This is a genomic window from Propionivibrio dicarboxylicus, assembly GCF_900099695.1.
Lineage (GTDB): Bacteria > Pseudomonadota > Gammaproteobacteria > Burkholderiales > Rhodocyclaceae > Propionivibrio > Propionivibrio dicarboxylicus.
Genome location: NZ_FNCY01000010.1, coordinates 34,439 through 55,928 on the forward strand (window position 1 = coordinate 34,439; position 21,490 = coordinate 55,928).

A 21,490-nucleotide genomic window follows, 5' to 3' on the forward strand; every position below is an offset into this window, starting at 1 on the left:
TATGGACGAGGCAAGCAAGGAAGCGGCGGGCGCGCCAGGCGCCCGTTCGCCGCTCGGGCGCGTCGAGCGCGTGTTGATGGCCGGATCGATGGGGCTGTTGTGTGTGCTGACGATGGCGAACGTGCTGGTGCGTTATTTCACGGACATATCGTTCGCCTTCACCGAGGAAATTTCGGTGGCGCTGCTGGTGGTGATGACCCTGGTTGGCGCCTCGCACGCCTTCGCCACGAATCACCACATCGCCATCACCTTCTTCGTCAGCGGCAGCACCCGTCTGCGCACTTGGTCGCAGCGTTTCGCGACGCTCTGCTCGCTGGTGATGTTCGCCGTGCTCTGCGCTTATGGTGTCCTGATGGCCTGGGACGACTATGACTTCGAGGTGACCTCGCCCTCGCTCGGCGTACCGCAGTGGCTCTATACGGTCTGGTTGCCGGTGCTCTCGGCGCTGATCGTCGTCCGTCTGCTCGCTTCCCTGCGGAGGCGCGCGTCATGATGGATTGGTTGTTGTTCGGTTTGTTCGGCTTTCTGATGTTCGCCGGCGTGCCGCTGGCGGTCGCCATGGGGCTGGCAGGCACCGCTGTCGTCGCCCTGACCGGCCTCGGCATGATGTCCTTGCCGACCAATGTCTATACCGGCATCGCCAAGTATCCGTTGATGGCGATTCCGGTCTTCGTCATTGCCGGCCTGATCTTCGAGCGCGCCGGCGTTGCCGCGACCATCGTCCGCTTCGCCTCGGCGCTGGTCGGTCAGCGGCGCGGCAGCCTCGCCATCGTTGCGATCATGGTGGCGATGATTCTCGGTGGCATTTCCGGATCGGGGCCGGCCGATTCGGCCGCCGTCGGCGCTGTCATGCTGCCGTCGATGCTCAAGGCCGGGTATCCGCGTTCCTTCACTGCCGGCGTCATCGCGGCAGCGGGGTCGACCGACATCCTGATCCCGCCCTCGATTGCATTCGTCATCTACAGCCTGCTGGTACCGCAGGCGTCGGTGCCGGCCTTGTTTGCCGCCGGCATGATTCCCGGCATCCTGTCCGGCCTGACGCTGATCCTGGTGGCCTGGTGGTTGTCGGTCAGGAACAACTTCGAGGCGACGCCGGGCGAAACCCGTCCGCCGTTCTGGCAGAGTCTCAAGGAAGCCGGCTGGGGGCTGCTGGCGCCGGTGATCATCCTCGGCGGCATGCGCAGCGGACTATTTACGCCGACCGAGGCGGCTGTCGTCGCCGTCTTCTACGGTGTGCTTGTCGGCATGGTGATCTATCGCAGCCTGAGCTGGAAGGACATCTATCTCGTGCTCATCGAGTCGGCGGAAATCTCGTCGGTCATTCTCGCCGTTGTCGCGCTGGCCAGCGTTTTCGCCTGGGCGAGCAATACGCTCGGCACCTTCGACCATCTGGCCGCCGCGTTGCTCGGTACCGGCCTGTCGGAAATCCCGATGCTGCTCAGCATCCAGTTGCTGCTGCTGATCGCCGGCATGTTCCTCGACGCGATCTCGATCTACTTCATCTTCCTGCCGCTGCTGGTGCCGATCGCACTGCATTTCAACTGGGATCTGGTCTGGTTCGGCGTCATCATCACGATGAACATGGCGCTCGGACAGTTCCATCCGCCGCTCGGCGTCAATCTGATGGTCACCTGCCGGATGGCCGGCGTGTCGATGGAGTCGACCGTGCCCTGGGTGTTGTGGATGGTCGCGGCGATGGCCGGCATGATGTTGCTGGTGACCTTCGTGCCCGATCTCGCGCTGTGGTTGCCGCGGCACCTCGGCTATCTATGATTTGAGGGCGTTGCCGGCGGGGTGTCGCCGTTCGATGAACAGGCTGCTACCCGCCGTCTTCTTGGCGTGTTTCTTGGCCTCCGAGGCGGCGGCGGAGAGTTCGTGGTGCGATTCGAAACGCTCGGCGAGGACCGGTACGGCGCCGATCGACACACTGGGGAGCGGGTAGAAAACGTGCTCGCCGCGCCGGTTCTCGGCGTAGTAACCGCGCCAGCCGTCGACGAGCGTCAGTGAGTCGGCTTCCACCTGCGCTGCCAGTTGCTGGTCGAAGCGTGTCAGCGCCTGGCGGCAGCGCACCTCCCAGTCCTCGCTTTGAAAGAGCACCATGAAGTCGTCGCCGCCGATGTGGCCGCAGAAGTCGGCGAGCGGGTGGGCGATGCCGGTCAGCGTCTGGGCGAGCAACCCAATGACGTCGTCGCCGCGCCGATAGCCATAGACGTCGTTGAATGGCTTGAAGTGGTCGATATCGACGTAGCAGGCGCAGAACGGAATCTTGCGGGCCAGCAGCCGGTCGATGTGTTCGTTGATCGGCACGTTGCCGGGCAGTTGCGTTAGCGGATTGGCATAGCGCGCCGCCTGGATCTGCATCTGCGTGATCATTCCCATGAGATCGTGCGCGCTGCCGATACCGGCGTAGCGCCCGTTGCGCGTGATGATGAATCCATCATAGATGTGACGGCGCGCCGAGCGGCTGACCGTCATCGCAGCGTCCTGGATCGGCGCGTCTTCGTCGATACACAGCGGCAGCGGGTCCATGAACTGGGCGCAGGATTTGCGGCCGAAGAGCTCGCGGCGGTAGGGACGCGACAGGCGGTCGATCAGTTCGTGCCGGTTGATCAGGCCGAGCGGCGTGCCGTCCGCTACCACAGGCATCGACACGAGTTCCGGGTCGGCATCGAAGCGACGGAAGACATCGTCATTGCCGGTGTCGGGTGTGATCGGTGTGACCGGCCGGATCAGGCTGCGCACCGCGACGTGGCTGCTCGGTGCGAGCGCCGGCGGAAAGACGGCGATGCGCCTCTGCTTGACGATGCCGATGATCTTCTCGCTCGGCAAGGCGCGTGGCATGCTCGTCGGCACGGCGATCAGGTAGCCCTGGCCGAGCGAGATGCCGAGGTCGCGGACTGTCAGGCAGTCCGCCTCCCGTTCGATGCCCTCGGCAATGATTTGTGCCGAACAACTTTCGGCCAGACTCTGCATGGCCTGGACGAAGCGGTGCTTGAGCGTGTCCTCGGCGATGCCGTTGATGAAATGGCGGTCGATCTTGACGAAGTCCGGGCGGATTTCGGACCACATGCGCAGGTTGGCGAAGCCCTCGCCGAGATCGTCGATGGCGATGCGGAAGCCTTGGCGGCGGTAGTGGGCCAAGGTCTGCTGAATGTCGGGATAGTCGGTGATGCGCTGGTTTTCGGTCAGTTCAATGACGACGCGGTCGGGGCGGATGCCGATCTGGTGGAGCAGGTCGCTGCTGCCGCCGTCGAGCAGGAGATCGTCGTCGAGACAGTCGGGGCTTGAATTGATGAAGAGCAGTCCGGGTAATTGCAGTTGCGCGAAGGCGCGGAAAATCGTCTCGCGGCAGGCTTGTTCGAGCTGGCGTCGGCAGCCGATCCGTTCAGCCGTTTCGAATAATGCCTTCGGCATTTGCAGCGGCGTATCGGCCGGTCCGCGGATCAGCCCTTCAAAGGCGATATAGGCATGGTTGCCGAAGTCGATGATTGGCTGGAATACGGCGGTCAGGCGACGGCGTTCGAGGATTTCCTCAAACAGGTTTTTGCTGCTGTCATGGTTGTCCGGGCGAATCGTGCTGACGAGAAAGAGCGGTGCGCGATCGCTACGGATCTGCGTGGCTGGCATGGCGGAATCTCCCCTGTTGTTCGAAGGGGTACTCTAGGGGGCTCAGGTTTCAGTACAATGACAGGCTTTTCGGATGGCCGTTTCGGGCAGGGGAGTCAGCGATGGGTAGAAAATATTTCGGTACGGATGGCGTGCGTGGCCGGGTCGGACAGGCACCGATCACCCCTGATTTCGTCATGCGTCTCGGTTATTCCGCTGGCAAGGTCCTGCTGGCCGAGGCTTCGTCGCGCGGTCATCTCAAGGCCGGCGAACGTCCGGCAGTGCTGATTGGCAAGGACACGCGGATTTCGGGCTACATGCTCGAGGCGGCGCTGGAGTCGGGGCTGTCGGCTGCCGGCGTCGATGTCTGCCTGGTCGGTCCGATGCCGACGCCGGCGGTCGCTTATCTGACGCGCGCGCTGCGGCTGCAGGCCGGCATCGTGATTTCCGCCTCGCATAATCCGTATTACGACAACGGGATCAAGTTCTTTTCGGCGCAGGGAACGAAGCTGGACGATGCGCTGGAAGCGCAGATCGAGGCCGGAATCGACGCACCGATGGGATGCGTTCCCTCGGGCGAGCTCGGGCGGGCGCGACGGATCGCCGATGCGGCGGGGCGCTATATCGAATTCTGCAAGAGCACCTTTCCCAACGAATTCGATCTGCGCGGCCTGAAGATTGTCGTCGATTGCGCGCATGGCGCCGCCTATCACATCGCGCCGCACGTCTTCCACGAGCTTGGCGCCGAAGTGAGCACCATTGGCGCCGAGCCGAACGGCCTCAATATCAACCAGGATGTCGGCGCGACCTCGTTGCGAGCGCTGAGCGATGCGGTGCTTGCGCGGCAGGCGGATTTCGGCGTGGCGCTCGACGGCGATGCCGACCGCTTGATGATGGTCGGCCCGGATGGTTCGACCTACGACGGCGATCAGCTCCTGCTCGCCGTCGTGCGCGGCCGGGCGCGCAAGGGGCCGGTCGCCGGGGTGGTCGGTACGCTGATGACTAATCTGGCGTTCGAGCATGCGCTGGCCGAGATGAAGATCCCGTTCGTGCGTGCCAACGTCGGCGATCGCTATGTCATGGAAGTCCTCAAGGAAAAAGGCTGGCTGTTCGGCGGCGAGAATTCCGGTCACATCCTGTGTCTCGATCGGCATACCACCGGCGACGGCATCGTCTCGGCGCTGCAGGTGCTGGCTGCCTTGCGCGAGGAGGGCGGCACGCTCGATGCATTGGTCGGGCGGCTGTCGCTGTATCCGCAGGTGCTGATCAACGTGCCCTTGGCCAAGGGCTTCGTCTGGAAGGACAACGCGGCGATTGCCGCGGCGCGCGCGTCGGTCGAGGAAAGTCTCGCCGGCGAAGGGCGCGTGCTCTTGCGCGCGTCCGGCACCGAGCCTTTGCTGCGCGTCATGGTCGAAGGTCGCGATGCGGCGAAGGTTCGTGCCGCTGCCGAAGCGCTGGCCGGCGCGGTGCGCGATGCGGTCGGCGAAGGCTGATGGGGGTGATGTCCTGATCGGAACGGCTGCGATTGACCGTATTCGGGGGGCATCGGTATAATGCGTTTTTTTTTCGGCAGGTGATCCATGCGTCAGAAGCTGGTTGCTGGTAACTGGAAGATGAACGGCGGACTGAGCGTCAATTCGCAACTTCTTCAAGAGGTGGTTTCCGGAGTTGCTGGGCTGCGTGATGTTGGCGTCGCTGTCTGCGTTCCGTTTCCGTATCTCGCGCAGGCGCAGTCGGCCCTGACCGGAACGACGGTGGCCTGGGGTGCGCAAAACCTCAGCGAAAAGACGAGCGGTGCCTACACCGGCGAAGTCAGTGCTTCGATGCTGAATGATTTCGCCTGCCGTTACGTGCTGGTCGGGCATTCCGAGCGCCGTTCTATTTACGGCGAAAGCGATGCGCTGGTCGCCGAAAAATTCGCGGTGGCGCTGGCGGCCGGTTTGACGCCGGTGCTGTGCGTCGGTGAGACGCTGGCCGAGCGTGAAGCCGGCAAAACGGCGGAAGTCGTGGCAGCGCAGATGGCGGCGGTGATCGACCGTGCCGGCGTGGCGGCGTTCGCCAAGGCCGTCGTTGCCTACGAACCGGTCTGGGCGATCGGTACCGGGCGCACGGCGACGAGCGAGCAGGCGCAGGAAGTGCATGCCGCGATTCGGGCGCAGGTGGCGCGCGGCGATGCAGCCGTGGCGGCAAACCTGCAGATTTTGTATGGCGGCAGCGTCAAGCCGTCGAATGCGGCAGAGCTTTTTGGCATGTCGGATATCGATGGCGGCCTGATCGGCGGTGCCTCCTTGGTAGCGGCGGATTTTCTCGCCATTTGCCGCGCAGCGGCGAAGTAAAGAGTCGGGGTTTATGGAATATTTCTTTTCAGTGATTTTGGTCGTGCATGTCCTGGCAGCTGTCGGGATTGTCGGCTTGGTACTCGTTCAGCATGGCAAGGGTGCCGATATGGGCGCCGCTTTTGGTAGCGGTGCCTCGGGTAGTCTGTTCGGTTCGGCCGGTTCGGCGAACTTCCTGAGCCGTACGACGGCGGCATTGGCCGTGGTGTTTTTCATCACCAGCCTGTCCTTGGCATTTATTGCTTCAAATAAGCCAAAAAGTACTGGTAGTGTGATGCAGGATGCTGTACAATCGCGGCCTTCTTCGATGCCTGCAGGTGGCGCTGAGCAGAACAACGCTCCCGCGGATGCCGGTTCGAAGACGAAGGAAATTCCCAAGTAGTTTGTTTTACAGGTTGGGCGGTCCCCTCAGTGATCAGCCGTCCGACCGAGTTGTAAGCAGTGCCGACGTGGTGAAATTGGTAGACACGCTATCTTGAGGGGGTAGTGACTTCGGTCGTATGAGTTCGAGTCTCATCGTCGGCACCATCCAGAGTATTACGGTTGCGCAAAAAAACAGATAACAGCGCGCAATTCAACATTCCAAATTCTGTTTGTTCAACGCTCGTTTTCGAACGTTGCGTCGGTTCGTCTGAGTGCCGTTTGAATATTCAGGCAACCCTTCCCGGAACGCGGGATTGCTTGGGTTTCGTGGCAATTTCCCCTTTAGAGTAGTTCCTGTTTCGGTAAACCACATGGTAGAATGCCGCACCTGATTTGGTGGTGCCGGCTAGTGTGCGTGTTGATTCTCGCAACCTTCCCCGAGTAAGTGCGGGAATCCATGAATGGAGCGGGAATTCCTTGTTCATCTTCGGCACCAAGTGGGAGCGGTGGGTCCTTGCTTTTGACCGGCGGCTTCCTTCCTTGAACCATCAACTGCGCGGCGGATCATGCTGGAAAATTATTTCCCGGTACTCGTCTTTGTCCTGATTGGACTTGTTTTTGGTATAGCGCCGGTCATCACCGGGATGGTCGTGGCACCACACCGGCCGGACGATGAAAAGCTGTCGCCCTACGAGTGCGGTTTCGACGCATTCGAGGATGCACGCGTGAAGTTCGACGTGCGCTATTACCTGATCGCGATCCTCTTCATCCTTTTCGATCTCGAAGTGGCCTTCCTGGTCCCCTGGGCGACGATTTTCAAGGAGATCGTCGGAACCGAATCGGTTCGCTGGTTCGGCTTCATCGAAATGCTGGTTTTCCTTGCCATCCTGGTTGTCGGCTATGCCTATGCCTGGATCAAGGGTGCGCTGGACTGGGAGTAAGCAATGGGTATTGAAGGGATTCTGCAGGAAGGCTTCGTCACCACGACGGCTGACAAGCTGATCAATTACATGCGCACCGGGTCGATGTGGCCGATGACATTCGGCCTTGCTTGCTGCGCGATCGAGATGATTCATACCGGCTGCTCGCGTTACGACCTCGACCGCTTCGGCATCGTTTTCCGTCCGAGTCCGCGTCAGTCGGATGTCATGATCGTGGCCGGCACGCTGACCAACAAGATGGCGCCGGCGCTGCGCAAGGTGTACGACCAGATGGCCGAGCCGCGCTGGGTGATTTCGATGGGGTCCTGCGCCAATGGTGGTGGCTATTACCACTACTCGTATTCGGTGGTGCGTGGCTGCGATCGTATCGTGCCCGTCGATATCTACGTGCCGGGTTGTCCGCCGACCTCGGAAGCGCTGATCTATGGCCTGCTCCAGTTGCAAGGCAAGATCAACCGCACCAGCACCATCGCCCGCAAACCCTGATAGTCCGGAGTTCTACCCATGTCCGCCAAGCTGGAAACGCTTCGCCAGAACCTGACGCAGCATCTCGGTCATCGGATCGCGGCAATGCAAATTGCATTGGACGAGATCACCATCGATGTCGAAGTGGTGAATTACCCGGAAACCATGCAACTGTTGCGCGATATCCCCGAGCTGGGTTTCGCGCAGCTGATCGATCTGTGTGGCGTCGACTATTCAACCTATGGCGATGCGCCTGAAGGCGCGGCTGTCGGCAAGCGCTTCGCTGCGGTCAGTCATCTGCTGTCGGTGACGCACAACTGGCGCGTTCGCGTGCGCTGTTTCGCCGTCGATGACGAATTTCCGTCGATCCCCTCGGTGGTGTCGATCTGGAATTCGGTGAACTGGTTCGAGCGCGAGGCCTTCGATCTGTATGGCATCGTCTTCCCGGGCCATCCGGACCTGCGCCGCATCCTGACCGATTACGGTTTCGTCGGTCATCCGTTCCGCAAGGATTTTCCGACGACGGGATATGTCGAGATGCGTTACGACGACGCGCAGAAGCGCGTGATTTACGAGCCGGTGTCGATCGAGATGCGCGAAATCACGCCGCGCATCGTCCGCCCCGCGAATTACGGGAATGTCGAAAATGCCTGATATCCAGAATTACACGATCAACTTCGGACCGCAGCATCCGGCCGCGCACGGTGTGTTGCGGATGGTGCTCGAGCTTGACGGCGAAGTCGTTCAGCGCGCCGATCCGCATATCGGTTTCCTGCATCGCGCGACCGAGAAGCTCGCCGAGAACAAGACCTGGATCCAGAACCTGCCGTTCATGGACCGTCTCGACTACATGTCGATGATGTGCAGCGAGCATGCTTACTGCCTGGCGATCGAGAAGATGCTGGGCATTGATGTGCCGGTTCGCGCCCAGTACATCCGCGTCATGTTCGACGAAATCACCCGCATCCTCAACCACCTGCTCTGGATCGGTTCGCACGGTCTCGACGTCGGCGCGATGACGATGATGCTCTATGCCATGCGCGAGCGCGAGGATCTGGTCGACTGCTACGAAGCGGTTTCGGGAACCCGCTGGCATGCGGCGTATTACCGGCCGGGTGGCGTCTATCGCGACCTGCCGGACACGATGCCGCAGTACAAGGAATCGAAGTGGAAGAGCGCGGCCAAGGTCAAGCAACTCAATGAGGTTCGCAGCGGTTCGCTGCTCGATTTCCTTGACGACTTCATCACGCGTTTCCCCAAGATCGTCGACGACTACGAGACGCTGCTGACCGACAACCGTATCTGGAAACAGCGGCTCGTCAATGTCGGCGTCCTGTCGCCCGAACGCGCGTTGCAGCTGGGTTGTACCGGCGCCATGCTGCGCGGTTCCGGCATCGCTTGGGACGTGCGCAAGAAGCAGCCCTACGCGGTCTATGACAAGCTCGATTTCGACATCCCGGTCGGCGTCACCGGCGACTGCTACGACCGCTACCTGGTGCGCGTCAATGAAATGCGCCAGTCGGCGCGGATCATCCGCCAGTGCATCGACTGGCTGCGCGTCAATCCGGGTCCGGTGATCTGCGACAACCACAAGGTTGCGCCGCCATCGCGGGCCTTGATGAAGAGCAGCATGGAAGAGCTGATCCATCACTTCAAGCTGTGCTCCGAAGGGATCCACGTGCCGGAAGGGCAGGTCTATTCGCCCATCGAGCATCCGAAGGGCGAGTTCGGTATCTATGTGATTTCGGATGGCGCCAACAAGCCGTATCGTTTGAAGATCCGTTCGCCGGGCTACGTGCACCTGTCGGCGATGGATGAACTGGTGCGTGGGCACATGATTGCCGACGTGGTCACCATGGTTGGTACGATTGACATCGTTTTTGGCGAGATTGACCGCTGATGCTGACTCAAGAATCCTTACAGAAAATCGATCGCGAGATCACCAAGTACCCGCCCGAGCGCAAGCAGTCGGCCGCCGTTGCGGCGCTGGCGATTGCCCAGGATGAAAAGGGCTGGTTGTCGAATGAAACGATCGAGTTCGTCGCCAATTATCTTGGCATGACGCCGATGGCCGCCTACGAGGTCGCCAGTTTCTACAACATGTACAACCTCAAGCCGGTTGGAAAGTACAAGCTGACGGTGTGTACGAACCTGCCGTGCATGCTTTCCGGCGGCGTCGATGCGGCCGAGTATCTCAAGCAGAAACTCGGCATCGGCTTCGACGAAACGACGCCGGACGGCAAATTCACGCTCAAGCAGGGCGAGTGCATGGGTGCCTGCGGCGATGCGCCGGTGATGCTCGTGAACGCGCGGCGCATGTGCGGTTCGATGCTGCCGGAAGAAATCGACAAATTGCTGGCGGAGCTCGAATAATGGCAATCCTCGGCACCATCAATCCGATGCTGATGGCCGGCATCGATTTCGACAGCGACACCTCGTGGCGGCTCGAAGGCTATCTGGCGCGCGGCGGCTATGCCGTGCTCAAGGAGATCCTCAAGAGCGAGACGGGGCGCGAGAAATACATCAGTGTCATCAAGCGCTCGGGCCTGCGCGGACGTGGCGGCGCCGGTTTTCCGACCGGCCTCAAGTGGGGCTTCATGCCGGCGTTCCGCGGCGGTCAGAAATACATCGTCTGTAATTCGGACGAGGGCGAGCCGGGTACGTTCAAGGATCGCGACATCCTGCGCTTCAATCCGCACGCTGTCATCGAAGGCATGCTGATCGGCGGCTACCTGATGGGCGCGACCCGCGGCTACAACTACATCCACGGCGAAATCTACGAGATCTACAAGCGTTTCGAAGAAGCGCTCGGTGAAGCGCGTGCTGCCGGGCTGCTCGGCGACAACATCGCCGGCTCGAATTTCTGCATGGAGATCCAGGCGCACCACGGTTTCGGCGCCTACGTCTGCGGCGAGGAAACGGCGCTGATCGAGTCGATCGAGGGCAAGGCCGGGCGTCCCCGCTACAAACCGCCCTATACGGCCAGCAACGGTCTCTACGGCGCGCCGACGAACGTCAACAACACCGAGTCGTATGCGTCGATTCCGTTCATCCTCAAGATGGGCGCCGAGGCGTATCTCGACATGGGGACCGTCAATAACGGCGGGACCAAGATCTTCTCGGTGTCGGGTCATGTCAATCGGCCTGGCAACTACGAAGTGCCGCTCGGCACGCCGTTCCCGAAGCTGCTCGAACTGGCCGGCGGCATGCGCGGCGGACGTCAGCTCAAGGCCTGCATTCCCGGCGGCGTCTCGTGTCCGGTGATCCCCGGCGCGCGCATGATGGAAACGACGATGGACTTCGACGGCATCAGCAAGGCCGGGTCGTCCTTCGGTTCCGGCGCCGTCATCATCATGGACGAGACGACCTGCATGGTGAAGGCGCTCGAACGGATCGCGTATTTCTTCTTCGAGGAATCCTGCGGCCAATGCACGCCGTGCCGCGAAGGGACGCACTGGATGTATCAGATCATCCACCGCATCGAGCACGGTCAGGGGCGGATGGAGGATATCGAAGTGCTCGACAGCATTGCTTCGCGCATCTCGGGCAACACGATTTGCGCGCTCGGCGACGCCGCGGCGGCGCCGGTCGAGAGCTTCATCAAGCAGTTCCGTGACGAATTCGTCTATCACATCGAACACAAGCAGTGCCTGGTTCCGCTGGATGTACAGCGTGCCGGCAGCGGCTTCTTCAAAGCTACGGTTTAGGGTAACGACATGCTTGAACTTGAAATCGACGGCAAGAAGGTCCAGGCGCCCGAGGGGTCGATGATCATCGAGGCCGCCGCGCTTGCCGGGGTCCATATTCCGCATTTCTGCTACCACAAGAAGCTGTCGCTGGCGGCGAACTGCCGGATGTGCCTGGTCGAAGTGTCGAAGGCGAAGAAGGCCGTGCCGGCCTGCGCCACGCCGATCCTCGACGGCATGAAGGTCTTTACGCATTCGGAAACGACGCTCGACGCGCAGAAGGGCGTGCTCGAGTTCCTGCTGATCAACCACCCGCTCGATTGTCCGATCTGCGACAAGGGCGGCGAGTGCCAGTTGCAGGATCTGGCGGTTGGTTACGGCAGTTCCTCCTCGCGCTTCTCGGAGGAAAAGCGCGTCGTCTTCCAGAAGGATGTCGGTCCGCTCATCTCGATGCAGGAAATGTCGCGTTGCATCCACTGCACGCGTTGCATCCGCTTCGGCGAGGAAATTGCCGGCGTCATGGAACTCGGCATGGCCAACCGCAACTTCCATTCCGAGGTGCAGACCTTCGTCGGTCGCAGCGTCGATTCGGAATTGTCGGGCAACATGATCGACCTGTGTCCGGTCGGCGCACTGACGTCGAAGCCGTTCCGCTATACCGCCCGTAACTGGGAACTGGCGCAGCGCAAGTCGGTGAGCCCGCATGACAGCCTCGGCTCCAACCTCAATGTGCAGGTCAAGAGCAATCGTGTCATGCGCGTCGTGCCACGTGAGAACGAGGCGATCAACGAGTGCTGGATCTCCGACCGCGACCGTTTCTCGTATGAGGGCCTGAACTCGGACGAGCGCCTGCAGAAGCCGATGGTGCGCGTCGATGGCGCGCTGCGCGAAGTCGAGTGGAACGTTGCGCTCGATTACGTTGCCCATGGCCTCAAGGACATCGTCAAGACGCATGGCGCGGCATCGGTCGCCGCATTGGCGGCGCCGAATGCGACGCTTGAAGAACTCTTCCTGCTGCAGAAACTGACGCGCGGCATCGGTTCGGGGAACGTCGACTTCCGTCCGCGTCGCCGCGATTTTTCCGCCGATGCGCAACGCGCCGGCATTCCCTGGCTCGGCATGAAAGTCGCCGAAATCGGGGCACTTGACACCGTACTGGTCGTCGGCAGCTTCCTGCGCAAGGATCATCCGCTCTTCGCCCAGCGCCTGCGCCAACTTGCGCGTCGGCGTGGCAAGGTCAGCCTCCTGTCGGTGACGAAGGACGATCCGCTCCTGCGTCTGTTTGCGCAGGTGACGGTGGCGCCGGCACAACTGGCGGCAGCGTTGGCCGGGGTCGTCAAGGCGGCTGCGCAGATCAAGGCGCAGCCGGTGCCGGCAGGGCTCGAATCGATCGAGCCCGATGAGGCGGCGCGCAAGATCGCGCAAAGCTTCGTCGATGGCAAGAAATCGGCGGTCTTCCTCGGCAATGTCGCCGAGCAAGTCGACAATGCAACGCAGCTGCAAGCGCTGGCGGCCGAACTCGGACGCCTGACCGGTGCCCGTGTCGGCTTCATCGGCGAAGCGGCCAACAGCGTCGGCGGATACGTCGCGCAGGCGCTGCCGTCCGGCCTCAACGCCTACGAGATGTTCGCGCAACCGCGTCGCGCCTATGTGCTCCTCGGCCTCGAGCCGGAACTCGATTGTCATCATCCGGCGCAGGCGATTGCGGCGCTCAAGCAGGCCGATCTCGTCGTCATGCTGACGCCGTTCAAGCATGCGGCGGCGCTCGATTACGCCGATGTATTGCTGCCGACGGCGCCCTTCAGCGAAACGTCGGGAACCTTCGTCAGCACCGAAGGCCGCGCCCAGAGCTTCAACGGCGTTTGCCGTCCGCTCGGCGAAACGCGGCCGGGCTGGAAAATTCTTCGCGTACTCGGCAATCTGCTCGACCTTCCCGGCTTCGACTACGAATCGAGCGAAGAGGTGCGCGACGTGGTGTTGCCGGCCGGAACGAATTTTGTGACGGGCCTCGATAATGCCCTGACGGGTGCGCCTGCGCTGGCGGTCGATGGCCGGTTCGAAGGTTTGCAACGCGTTGCCGAGGTGCCGATTTATTTCGCCGATTCGCTTGTGCGTCGCGCCACGGCGCTGCAGAAGACGCACGATGCGGGTCTGCCTGCCGCGCGCATGAATGGCGCAACGGCGGCAAGTCTGGGTCTTTCGGCCGGCGCGTCGGTGCGGGTGAAACAAGGGCAGGGCGACGCCGTCCTGGTGCTGGCTGTCGATGAAACGGTGCCGGCCGGTTGTGTGCGCGTGGCCGCCGGCCATGACACGACGGCGGCACTCGGCGATATGTTCGGAATGATCAACGTGGAGCGTGCATGATGGTGGAAACGCTACAGCAATTGCTGCCGGGGTTTCTTCTCCCCTATCTTGACCAGGCGTTGCAGTTGGGCGCCGGCTATTTCGGTCCGGTCGTCTGGCAAAACCTGCTCACCGGCGTCTGGGCCGTGATCAAGGTGATGCTGGTGATCGCGCCTTTGCTGCTCGTCGTCGCTTACACGACGTATGCCGAGCGCAAGGTGATCGGCGCCATTCAGGTGCGTATCGGTCCGAACCGCGTCGGTCCGCTCGGTCTGATCCAGCCGCTGGCCGACGGTCTCAAGGTGATGCTCAAGGAAGTCGTCATCCCGGCCAAAGCCGATCGTGCCGTCTTCCTGCTCGCGCCGGTCTTCGCTTTCGCGCCGGCGCTGGTCGCCTGGGCGGTCATCCCGTTCAACGAATTCCTTATCGTTGCCAACGTCAATGCCGGCTTGCTCTTCGTCATGGCGGTCACGTCGATCAGCGTCTACGGCATCATCCTGGCCGGTTGGGCATCCAACTCGAAATACGCCTTCCTCGGCGCAATGCGGTCGGCAGCGCAGATGATCTCCTACGAAGTCGCGATGGGACTGTCGCTTGTTGTCGTCATGATGATCTCGAGCAGCCTCAATCTGGTCGATATCGTCAAGAGTCAGGATCAGGGACTGTTCGCCGGCATGGGGCTCAAGTTCCTGTCATGGAACTGGCTGTCCTTGTGGCCGATGTTCGTGGTGTATCTGGTGTCGATCTTCGCCGAATGCAACCGGGCACCGTTCGACCTGGCGGAAGGCGAGTCGGAAATCGTCGGTTACCACGTCGAGTATTCCGGCATGGCGTTCGCCGTGTTCCAGTTGGCCGAATATTCGGCGATGCTGCTCGGTTCGACGCTGGTTGCGTTGCTTTTCCTGGGCGGCTGGCTGTCGCCGGTTGGTTTCCTGCCCGACAGCATCCTCTGGCTGTTCGGCAAGATCTTTGCATTGCTGGTCGTCTTCTTCTGGGCCCGTTCGACCTTCCCGCGCTATCGCTATGACCAGGTCATGCGCCTGGGCTGGAAGGTGTTCATTCCCGTCTGCCTGACCTGGCTGACGGTTGTCGGGGTCTGGATGATGTCGCCGTGGAACATCTGGAAGTGAGAGGCAAGACATGGGTTCGATGAAGGAAATTTTCAACAGCCTCCTGCTCAAGGAATTGTTCAAGGGCATGGCGGTGACCGGGCGCCACATTTTCGCGCGCAAGATCACCGTTCAGTACCCGGAAGAGCGGACGCCGCAAAGCCCGCGTTTCCGCGGTCTGCACGCCTTGCGGCGTTACCCGAACGGGGAAGAGCGTTGCATCGCCTGCAAACTGTGCGAGGCGGTTTGCCCGGCGATGGCGATCACGATCGAGTCGGCCGAACGCGACGATGGCTCGCGGCGGACGACGCGTTATGACATCGATTTCAACAAGTGCATCTACTGCGGTTTCTGCGAGGAAGCCTGTCCGGTCGATGCCATCGTCGAGACGCGCGTTTTCGAGTATCACGGCGAGAGCCGCGACGAGTTGTACTACACCAAAGACATGCTGCTGGCTGTCGGCGATCGCTACGAAGCGCAGATCGCTGAAGACCGCGAGTGTGACGCCAAATATCGCTAACGGGCGCTGATACGATGGAATTCAAGACACTCGTTTTTTTCTTTCTGGCCGCGATCCTGGTTTTCGCCAGCTTGCGTGTCGTTACCTTGCGCAATCCGGTGCATGCGGCGCTGAACCTGGTGCTCGCGTTCTTCAGCGCGAGCGGCCTCTGGGTGCTGCTCCAGGCCGAGTTTCTCGCGATCGCGCTGATTTTGGTCTATGTCGGTGCGGTGATGGTGCTGTTCCTGTTCGTCGTCATGCTGCTCGACATCAACCTCGACCGGCTGCGCGAGGGCTTCTGGAGCTATCTGCCGCTGGGTGCGATCGTCGCGCTGCTGATTGTCGCCGAAATGAGCCTGGTGCTTTACGCGCGCTTCTCCTCTGTGCAGGAGAGCGTTGCCGGACAGGCCGATGCCTCGTTCAGCAATGCCAAGGCGGTCGGACGTCTGCTCTTTACCGATTACGTTTATCCGTTCGAACTGGCGTCGGTCGTGTTGCTGGTCGGCGTCGTCGCTGCGGTGGCGCTGACCCTGCGGGGCAAGCGCAAGAGCAAGGCGGTGAGCCCGTCCGAGCAGGTCTTCGTCAAGGCCGCCGATCGCGTGCGTATCGTCAAGATGGCGGCCGAGTCGTCGCAGGATGAACCGGCCGGGCCGGCGGTTTAAGAATGTTGTTCAACGTGATGGCCGAGAACGCCGTCATTTGAGGAAAAAATCAGGGAAGACACATGCTGACACTGTCCCATTATTTGATATTGAGCGCGATCCTGTTTGCGATCGGCGTCGTCGGGATTTTTCTGAACCGGAAAAACCTGATCGTGCTGCTCATGTCGATCGAACTCATCCTGCTCGCGGTCAATACCAACTTCATCGCCTTCTCGCATTACCTCGATGATCTGGCCGGCCAGGTCTTCGTCTTCTTCATCCTGACGGTGGCCGCTGCCGAGTCGGCGATCGGTCTGGCGATCCTGGTCGTCCTGTTCCGCAACCTGAAGACCATCCACGTGGATGATCTGGATAGCCTGAAGGGTTGAACATGGAAATGCAAAAACTCTATCTGCTCGTTCCGCTGGCGCCTTTGTTCGGCGCCATGATTGCCGGTCTGCTGTGCCGTGTGGTGCCGCGCTGGGTTGCGCACACGGCGGCGATCGCCGGCGTGGCCATCGCCTTCATCGCCTCGGTCGTCATCTTCCGCGATGTCATGGCCGGCCATACGTTCAACGGGACCGTCTATCAGTGGCTGACCTCCGGTGACGTCAGCTTCGAAGTCGGCTTCCTGATCGATCCGCTGACGGTGACGATGATGCTGGTCGTGACCTTCGTCTCGCTGATGGTGCACATCTACACTGTCGGTTACATGCACGACGACCCCGGCTACAACCGCTTCTTCAGCTATATCGCGCTGTTTACCTTCTCGATGCTGATGCTCGTGATGAGCAACAACTTCATGCAGTTGTTCTTCGGCTGGGAAGCCGTGGGCCTGGTCTCCTACCTGCTGATCGGCTTCTGGTATACGCGGCCGACGGCAATCTTCGCCAACATGAAGGCCTTCCTGGTCAACCGCGTCGGCGACTTCGGCTTCATTCTCGGTATCGGTCTCGTGCTCGCGCATTTCGGCTCGCTCGACTACGCCACGGTGTTTGACAAGGCCGACCAGTTCGCCAACGTGACGATCAATATCTGGGGCACTTCGGAATGGTCGCTGCTCTCGGTGACCTGCATCCTGCTGTTCGTCGGCGCCATGGGCAAGTCGGCGCAGGTTCCCTTGCACGTTTGGCTGCCCGATTCGATGGAAGGCCCGACCCCGATCTCGGCGCTGATCCACGCGGCAACGATGGTGACGGCCGGTATCTTCATGGTCGCACGCATGTCGCCGCTCTTCGAACTGACTGACACGGCACTCTCGTTCGTCATCATCATCGGTTCGATTACCGCCTTGTTCATGGGCTTCCTCGGCATCATCCAGAACGACATCAAGCGCGTCGTGGCGTATTCGACGCTCTCGCAGCTCGGCTACATGACCGTCGCGCTGGGCGCGTCGGCGTACTCGGTGGCGATCTTCCACCTGATGACACACGCGTTCTTCAAGGCGCTGCTGTTCCTCGGCGCCGGCTCGGTGATCATCGGTATGCACCACGATCAGGACATCCGCAACATGGGCGGCCTGCGCAAGTACATGCCGATTACCTGGCTGACCTCGCTGGTCGGTTCGCTGGCCTTGATTGGCACGCCGTTCTTCGCGGGTTTCTATTCGAAGGATTCGATCATCGAGGCGGTCAAGCTCTCGCATATTCCGGGCTCCGGTTTTGCCTACTTCGCCGTGATGGCCGGTGTCTTCATCACCGCGTTCTATTCCTTCCGCATGTACTTCCTCGTCTTCCACGGGGAGGAACGCTTCGGCAAGGCACATGACGACCACGGCCACGTCGCTCACGATTCGCACGACGCGCATCATGCCGATGACCACGAAGGCGATCATGACGACGAGGAAGTGTCGGCGGATCATCATCACGGCCTGGCGCCGGGACAGAAGCCGCACGAAACGCCCTGGGTCGTGACGCTGCCGCTCGTGTTGCTGGCCATTCCGTCGGTGGTGATCGGTTATCTCGGTATCGAGCCGATGCTCTTCGGTTCTTACTTCGGCGATGCCATCTTCATCAACGGCGAAGCGCATCCGGTCATGGAAGAGCTGGCGCACCATTTCCACGGTGCGACGGCGATGGCGCTGCATGCGGTGCAGACGCCGGTGTTCTGGCTGGCGCTTGCCGGTGTCGTGCTGTCCTGGTTCTTCTACCTCAAGCGGCCCGATATTCCGGCCAAGATCAAGCATGCGATCGCGCCGATCTACACGGTCCTCGAGAACAAGTACTACTTCGACAAGTTCAACGAGATCTTCCTCGCCGGCGGCGCCCGCCTGCTCGGCAAGGGCCTGTGGAAGGGCGGCGATGTCGGTGTCATCGACGGCATGATCGTCGGCGGTGCCGTGCGGCTTGTCGGCTGGATCGCGACCATGGCGCGTTTCTTCCAGTCGGGGCACATCTATCACTATGCATTCACGATGATCTTCGGGGTTTGCGCCTTGCTGTCTTTCTGGCTGCTGCGCGCCTAAACGAACAATAAGACTGGGAACGATATGTCTGGTATGCCGCTTCTCTCCTTAGCCATCTGGGTTCCGATCTTCGCCGGCGTTGCCGTGCTGCTGACCGGAGCGGATCGCAACGCGCCCTTGGCGCGCATGCTCGCACTGGCCGGCGCCGTCGCCGGTTTGCTGGTGACGCTGCCGCTTTACACCGGTTTCGACCTGACGACGCCGCAGATGCAGTTCGTCGAGTTGGTGTCGTGGATTCCGCGTTTCAACATCAACTATCACCTCGGTGTCGACGGCATCTCGATGCTGTTCGTGATCCTCAACAGCTTCATCACGGTGATCGTCGTACTCGGCGGCTGGAAAGTGATCGAAAACAAGGTCGCGCAATACAATGCCGGCTTCCTGATCATGTCGGGCCTGCTTAACGGTATTTTCGTCTCGCTCGACGCGATGCTGTTCTATGTCTTCTTCGAAGCTTCGCTGATCCCGCTTTACCTGATCATCGGTGTTTGGGGTGGCCCGAACCGCGTCTATGCGGCCTTCAAGTTCTTCCTCTTCACCTTGATGGGCTCGCTGCTCTTTCTGGTGTCGCTGATTTACCTGTTCGTGCAGTCGGGGGGCAGCTTCTCGATTCTCGACTGGCATCAGCTGCCGCTGGCGGCAGGGCAGCAGCGCTGGATCTTCCTGGCTTTCCTGGTCGCCTTTGCGGTCAAGGTGCCGATGTGGCCGGTGCATACGTGGTTGCCCGACGCTCACGTCGAAGCCCCGACTGGCGGCTCGATCGTGCTGGCGGCGATTGCGCTGAAGCTCGGTGCCTACGGTTTCCTGCGGTTTTCGCTGCCGATCGCGCCGGATGCCTCGCATGAATTGGCCGGCCTGATCATCACGCTGTCCTTGATTGCGGTGGTCTATATCGGTTTCGTCGCGCTCGTTCAGGACGACATGAAGAAGCTCGTGGCTTATTCGTCGATCGCGCACATGGGTTTCGTTACCCTCGGTTTCTTCATGTTCAGCGCGCTCGGTATCGAAGGCGCGCTGGTGCAGATGATCTCGCACGGCTTCGTCTCGGGCGCGATGTTCTTCAGCATCGGCGTCATGTATGACCGCGTGCATTCGCGCAAGATTGCCGACTACGGCGGTGTCGTCAACACGATGCCGAAGTTCGCCGCCTTCTTCATGCTCTTCTCGATGGCCAATGCCGGCTTGCCCGCGACCTCGGGCTTCGTCGGCGAGTTCATGGTGATCATGGGCGCGGTCAAGTTCAATTTCTGGGTGGCCGCGATTGCCGCGACGACGATGATCGTCGGCGCCGCCTATACGCTCTGGATGTACAAGCGCGTCGTTTTCGGCGATGTCGGCAATCACCATGTCGCCGAACTGACCGACATCACGCCGCGTGAATTCCTGGTGCTGTCCCTGCTCGCCGCCGGTGCGTTGGGCATGGGCCTGTACCCGGCGCCCTTTACCGACATCATGCACAGCTCGGTCGAAGAGCTGCTCCGTCACGTTGCCGCAAGCAAGATCCTCTAACTGGTATCCGTTATGACGCTCGCCGAAATGCAATTTGCTCTGCCCGATCTGCGCCTTGCCAGCGCGGAGATCTTCCTGCTGGCCATGGCCTGTTTGATCATGATCGTCGATCTCTTCGTCCGGGATAAAAACCGCACGCTGACGTTCGCGCTCACGCAACTGACGCTGGCAGTGTCCGCCGTCGTGACGGTGATGGTGAGTAGCGGGCAGGTCGCCTACACCTTCAGCAATATGTACGTCGGCGATCTGATGGGCGATCTGCTCAAGCTGATGCTCGATGTCGTGATGATCGTCGTGTTGTTCTACTCGCGCGCTTACGTGCTCGACCGCCCGCAGCTCGCCAAGGGCGAGTTCTACACGCTGACGCTGTTCGCGACGCTCGGCATGATGGTGATGATCTCGGCCAACCATTTCCTGACGATCTACATCGGTATCGAACTTCTTTCACTGTCGCTCTACGGCATGGTGGCGCTCAATCGCGACTCGGTCCAGGCGACCGAGGCGGCGATGAAGTATTTCGTTCTCGGCGCGCTTGCGTCGGGTCTGCTGCTCTACGGCATGTCGATGATCTACGGTGCGACCGGGTCGCTCGAAATCACGACGGTGGCTGAACGCCTGTTCTCGGGCCAGGCCGACATGATCGTGCTGCTCTTCGGCGTCGTCTTCCTGGTTGCCGGTATTGCCTTCAAGCTTGGCGTCGTGCCGTTCCACATGTGGATTCCGGACGTCTATCACGGTGCCCCGACGGCGGTGACGCTGATCATCGCCAGCGCGCCGAAGCTGGCCGCTTTCGCCATCGTCATGCGCATGCTGGTCGGCGGCCTGCTCGTCGCGTCGAACGATTGGCAGAACATGCTGCTGATCCTGTCGGTGCTGTCGATGGCCGTCGGTAACTTCGCCGCGATCGCGCAGACCAATCTCAAGCGCATGCTCGCCTATTCGGCCATCTCGCACATGGGCTTCATGCTGCTTGGCCTCGTCGTCGGTGTGGTCGGCGGCGATGCGCGCTTCGCGATCAATGCCTACAGCTCGTCGATGTTCTACGTGATGACCTATGTCATTACCAGCGCCGGTACCTTTGGCATGATCCTGCTGCTGTCGCGCGCCGGCTTCGAATCGGAGGAAATCAGCGATCTCGCCGGCCTCAACAAGCGCAGCCCGTGGTTTGCTGCCGTCATGATGATGATGATGTTCTCGATGGCCGGCATCCCGTTCTTCGTCGGTTTCTTCGCCAAGTTCTCGGTGCTGCAGGCGGTCGTTGCCGCCGGCTATCTCTGGCTGGCGATCGCCGCCGTGTTCTTCTCACTGGTCGGCGCCTATTACTACCTGCGCGTCGTCAAGGTCATGTATTTCGATGTGCCGGTGGATGACGCGCCGATCGTCGCTACGCTCGATGTCAAGGTGTTGATGTCGTTCAACGGCCTGGCCGTGGCGGCCCTCGGCCTGTTCCCGCAGATGCTGATGTCGATTTGCGCGTTTGTGCTGCTGCGTTCGCTCTGACCGAATCCTGCAGCTGTTCTGAATCACG

20 protein-coding genes and 1 tRNA gene are annotated in these 21,490 nt (G+C 61.0%); 20 read left to right on the plus strand and 1 reads right to left on the minus strand.

Features of this window, described 5'->3' with window-relative positions:
- The first annotated feature begins 1 nt into the window (after window position 1).
- Both BLR25_RS12510 and BLR25_RS12515 read left to right on the plus strand, forming a co-directional pair.
- A complete protein-coding gene (locus BLR25_RS12510; protein WP_091938132.1) occupies window positions 2-493 on the plus strand; it encodes a TRAP transporter small permease in 492 nt (163 codons plus the stop codon).
- Window positions 490-1,773: a TRAP transporter large permease gene (locus tag BLR25_RS12515; protein ID WP_218122732.1), complete on the plus strand. Its 1,284-nt coding sequence runs from the start codon at window positions 490-492 to the stop codon at window positions 1,771-1,773. Before BLR25_RS12510 ends, BLR25_RS12515 begins: the two co-directional genes overlap by 4 nt.
- Here the strand turns inward: BLR25_RS12515 and BLR25_RS12520 are convergent.
- On the minus strand, window positions 1,768-3,627 hold the full coding sequence (locus BLR25_RS12520) for a GGDEF domain-containing protein (RefSeq protein WP_091938136.1): 1,860 nt from the start codon (window positions 3,625-3,627) through the stop codon (window positions 1,768-1,770). The genes BLR25_RS12515 and BLR25_RS12520 overlap by 6 nt on opposite strands.
- Window positions 3,628-3,728: 101 nt before the next feature.
- Here BLR25_RS12520 and glmM point away from each other — a divergent pair, with 101 nt between their 5' ends.
- From glmM to nuoN, 18 genes are all read left to right on the plus strand, one after another.
- Entirely contained in the window at window positions 3,729-5,099 is a 1,371-nt protein-coding gene (glmM, locus tag BLR25_RS12525) for a phosphoglucosamine mutase (protein WP_091938138.1), read from the plus strand.
- 87 nt (window positions 5,100-5,186) lie between these two features.
- Entirely contained in the window at window positions 5,187-5,942 is a 756-nt protein-coding gene (tpiA, locus tag BLR25_RS12530; RefSeq protein WP_091938140.1) for a triose-phosphate isomerase, read from the plus strand.
- 13 nt (window positions 5,943-5,955) lie between these two features.
- Window positions 5,956-6,324 carry a preprotein translocase subunit SecG gene (gene secG / locus BLR25_RS12535; RefSeq protein ID WP_091938142.1) on the plus strand — a complete coding sequence of 123 codons (369 nt, stop codon included), beginning with the start codon at window positions 5,956-5,958 and terminating at the stop codon, window positions 6,322-6,324.
- A gap of 61 nt (window positions 6,325-6,385) precedes the next feature.
- A tRNA-Leu gene (locus BLR25_RS12540) sits at window positions 6,386-6,470 on the plus strand.
- Window positions 6,471-6,871: 401 nt separating this feature from the next.
- Entirely contained in the window at window positions 6,872-7,246 is a 375-nt protein-coding gene (locus BLR25_RS12545) for an NADH-quinone oxidoreductase subunit A (RefSeq protein WP_091938144.1), read from the plus strand.
- Between the two features lie 3 nt (window positions 7,247-7,249).
- Entirely contained in the window at window positions 7,250-7,732 is a 483-nt protein-coding gene (locus BLR25_RS12550; protein WP_091938146.1) for a NuoB/complex I 20 kDa subunit family protein, read from the plus strand.
- Window positions 7,733-7,750: 18 nt separating this feature from the next.
- Window positions 7,751-8,365, plus strand: a complete 615-nt coding sequence (locus tag BLR25_RS12555; RefSeq protein WP_091938148.1) for an NADH-quinone oxidoreductase subunit C — start codon at window positions 7,751-7,753, stop codon at window positions 8,363-8,365.
- Window positions 8,358-9,611: an NADH-quinone oxidoreductase subunit D gene (locus BLR25_RS12560; protein WP_091938150.1), complete on the plus strand. Its 1,254-nt coding sequence runs from the start codon at window positions 8,358-8,360 to the stop codon at window positions 9,609-9,611. The genes BLR25_RS12555 and BLR25_RS12560 overlap by 8 nt, the downstream gene beginning before the upstream one ends.
- Complete coding sequence (nuoE, locus tag BLR25_RS12565) at window positions 9,611-10,084, plus strand: NADH-quinone oxidoreductase subunit NuoE (protein WP_091938152.1); 474 nt, start codon at window positions 9,611-9,613, stop codon at window positions 10,082-10,084. Before BLR25_RS12560 ends, nuoE begins: the two co-directional genes overlap by 1 nt.
- Window positions 10,085-10,110: 26 nt before the next feature.
- Window positions 10,111-11,418 carry an NADH-quinone oxidoreductase subunit NuoF gene (gene nuoF, locus BLR25_RS12570; RefSeq protein ID WP_091938317.1) on the plus strand — a complete coding sequence of 436 codons (1,308 nt, stop codon included), beginning with the start codon at window positions 10,111-10,113 and terminating at the stop codon, window positions 11,416-11,418.
- 9 nt (window positions 11,419-11,427) lie between these two features.
- Complete coding sequence (gene nuoG, locus BLR25_RS12575) at window positions 11,428-13,761, plus strand: NADH-quinone oxidoreductase subunit NuoG (RefSeq protein ID WP_091938154.1); 2,334 nt, start codon at window positions 11,428-11,430, stop codon at window positions 13,759-13,761.
- Complete coding sequence (nuoH, locus tag BLR25_RS12580; RefSeq protein ID WP_091938319.1) at window positions 13,761-14,870, plus strand: NADH-quinone oxidoreductase subunit NuoH; 1,110 nt, start codon at window positions 13,761-13,763, stop codon at window positions 14,868-14,870. Before nuoG ends, nuoH begins: the two co-directional genes overlap by 1 nt.
- Window positions 14,871-14,880: 10 nt before the next feature.
- The gene (gene nuoI, locus BLR25_RS12585) at window positions 14,881-15,369 is read left to right on the plus strand and encodes an NADH-quinone oxidoreductase subunit NuoI (RefSeq protein ID WP_091938156.1); all 489 of its coding nucleotides are present in this window, start codon (window positions 14,881-14,883) and stop codon (window positions 15,367-15,369) included.
- Window positions 15,370-15,383: 14 nt separating this feature from the next.
- Entirely contained in the window at window positions 15,384-16,010 is a 627-nt protein-coding gene (locus tag BLR25_RS12590; RefSeq protein WP_091938157.1) for an NADH-quinone oxidoreductase subunit J, read from the plus strand.
- Between the two features lie 62 nt (window positions 16,011-16,072).
- Window positions 16,073-16,378: an NADH-quinone oxidoreductase subunit NuoK gene (gene nuoK, locus BLR25_RS12595; protein ID WP_091938159.1), complete on the plus strand. Its 306-nt coding sequence runs from the start codon at window positions 16,073-16,075 to the stop codon at window positions 16,376-16,378.
- Window positions 16,379-16,380: 2 nt separating this feature from the next.
- Window positions 16,381-18,453 (plus strand): NADH-quinone oxidoreductase subunit L, encoded by a 2,073-nt coding sequence (nuoL, locus tag BLR25_RS12600; RefSeq protein WP_091938161.1) that lies wholly within the window; start codon window positions 16,381-16,383, stop codon window positions 18,451-18,453.
- A gap of 24 nt (window positions 18,454-18,477) precedes the next feature.
- Window positions 18,478-19,962: an NADH-quinone oxidoreductase subunit M gene (locus BLR25_RS12605; RefSeq protein ID WP_091938164.1), complete on the plus strand. Its 1,485-nt coding sequence runs from the start codon at window positions 18,478-18,480 to the stop codon at window positions 19,960-19,962.
- A gap of 27 nt (window positions 19,963-19,989) precedes the next feature.
- Window positions 19,990-21,462, plus strand: coding sequence for an NADH-quinone oxidoreductase subunit NuoN (nuoN, locus tag BLR25_RS12610; protein WP_091938321.1), 1,473 nt, complete (start codon window positions 19,990-19,992; stop codon window positions 21,460-21,462).
- Window positions 21,463-21,490: the final 28 nt, after the last annotated feature.

What these genes read in the sequence shown, in the direction of transcription:
- nuoL (WP_091938161.1), top strand. Translation starts at nt 16,381, where the DNA reads ATGGAAATGCAAAAACTCTATCTGCTCGTTCCGCTGGCGCCTTTGTTC.
- nuoG (WP_091938154.1), top strand. Translation starts at nt 11,428, where the DNA reads ATGCTTGAACTTGAAATCGACGGCAAGAAGGTCCAGGCGCCCGAGGGG.
- nuoH (WP_091938319.1), top strand. Translation starts at nt 13,761, where the DNA reads ATGGTGGAAACGCTACAGCAATTGCTGCCGGGGTTTCTTCTCCCCTAT.
- tpiA (WP_091938140.1), top strand. Translation starts at nt 5,187, where the DNA reads ATGCGTCAGAAGCTGGTTGCTGGTAACTGGAAGATGAACGGCGGACTG.
- nuoE (WP_091938152.1), top strand. Translation starts at nt 9,611, where the DNA reads ATGCTGACTCAAGAATCCTTACAGAAAATCGATCGCGAGATCACCAAG.
- secG (WP_091938142.1), top strand. Translation starts at nt 5,956, where the DNA reads ATGGAATATTTCTTTTCAGTGATTTTGGTCGTGCATGTCCTGGCAGCT.
- BLR25_RS12550 (WP_091938146.1), top strand. Translation starts at nt 7,250, where the DNA reads ATGGGTATTGAAGGGATTCTGCAGGAAGGCTTCGTCACCACGACGGCT.
- BLR25_RS12520 (WP_091938136.1), bottom strand. Translation starts at nt 3,627, where the DNA reads ATGCCAGCCACGCAGATCCGTAGCGATCGCGCACCGCTCTTTCTCGTC.
- nuoK (WP_091938159.1), top strand. Translation starts at nt 16,073, where the DNA reads ATGCTGACACTGTCCCATTATTTGATATTGAGCGCGATCCTGTTTGCG.
- BLR25_RS12555 (WP_091938148.1), top strand. Translation starts at nt 7,751, where the DNA reads ATGTCCGCCAAGCTGGAAACGCTTCGCCAGAACCTGACGCAGCATCTC.
- BLR25_RS12590 (WP_091938157.1), top strand. Translation starts at nt 15,384, where the DNA reads ATGGAATTCAAGACACTCGTTTTTTTCTTTCTGGCCGCGATCCTGGTT.
- BLR25_RS12515 (WP_218122732.1), top strand. Translation starts at nt 490, where the DNA reads ATGATGGATTGGTTGTTGTTCGGTTTGTTCGGCTTTCTGATGTTCGCC.
- glmM (WP_091938138.1), top strand. Translation starts at nt 3,729, where the DNA reads ATGGGTAGAAAATATTTCGGTACGGATGGCGTGCGTGGCCGGGTCGGA.
- nuoN (WP_091938321.1), top strand. Translation starts at nt 19,990, where the DNA reads ATGCAATTTGCTCTGCCCGATCTGCGCCTTGCCAGCGCGGAGATCTTC.
- BLR25_RS12510 (WP_091938132.1), top strand. Translation starts at nt 2, where the DNA reads ATGGACGAGGCAAGCAAGGAAGCGGCGGGCGCGCCAGGCGCCCGTTCG.
- BLR25_RS12560 (WP_091938150.1), top strand. Translation starts at nt 8,358, where the DNA reads ATGCCTGATATCCAGAATTACACGATCAACTTCGGACCGCAGCATCCG.
- nuoF (WP_091938317.1), top strand. Translation starts at nt 10,111, where the DNA reads ATGCTGATGGCCGGCATCGATTTCGACAGCGACACCTCGTGGCGGCTC.
- BLR25_RS12545 (WP_091938144.1), top strand. Translation starts at nt 6,872, where the DNA reads ATGCTGGAAAATTATTTCCCGGTACTCGTCTTTGTCCTGATTGGACTT.
- BLR25_RS12605 (WP_091938164.1), top strand. Translation starts at nt 18,478, where the DNA reads ATGTCTGGTATGCCGCTTCTCTCCTTAGCCATCTGGGTTCCGATCTTC.
- nuoI (WP_091938156.1), top strand. Translation starts at nt 14,881, where the DNA reads ATGGGTTCGATGAAGGAAATTTTCAACAGCCTCCTGCTCAAGGAATTG.